The organism is Mesorhizobium sp. M2A.F.Ca.ET.042.01.1.1, from assembly GCF_003997405.1.
Classification (GTDB): domain Bacteria; phylum Pseudomonadota; class Alphaproteobacteria; order Rhizobiales; family Rhizobiaceae; genus Mesorhizobium.
In genome coordinates this window covers 1-436 of the sequence record NZ_RZRX01000656.1, presented here as the reverse complement: position 1 = coordinate 436, position 436 = coordinate 1, and the positions used below count along the sequence as shown (strand labels likewise).

Below are 436 nucleotides of genomic sequence, written 5' to 3'. Positions count from 1 at the left end.
ACGCGCGGGTGTTATAGACGGCGTCGTCATAGTCCTGCACGGCCTTCGTGCAATCCCAACCCTCAGCCTTGTAGGTGATCTTGGGCTTCGGGCAGGCCACGAGGCCACGCAGCCGGTAGGTGACGCCGTTGATGACGCGTTCCGTGGCGGACCTGATTTCCACCGGCTTTGCCAGCCGTGTCACCTCTCGTTGAAAAAGCCCGCCGCTTGCGTCGTAGCGCTCGTAGACGAACGTCTTTTCGCCAGGCTTTGCGAACTTCTGCAGATACGCGGCCGAGGGCTGCTCGAATGGATGCGGCTCGTTGGTGCCCAGATCGGCGGCGCCAACGACGGTGCTGTGGAGCAGCAATGCCGCGAGGAAGAAAAACTGCTTCATCAGAAAATTGGCCTCGGTCCTGCTTCTCGTATTGACACTTTACTTTGGCACCATGTACCC

The 436-nt window shown here is 59.6% G+C and carries 1 protein-coding gene; it reads right to left on the bottom strand.

The genetic code is table 11. The annotated features are described in order from the left end of the window. A partial coding sequence (locus tag EOA23_RS35400; protein ID WP_145966633.1) for a hypothetical protein occupies positions 1 to 376 on the bottom strand: 376 nt, incomplete at its 3' end. Positions 377 to 436: the final 60 nt, after the last annotated feature.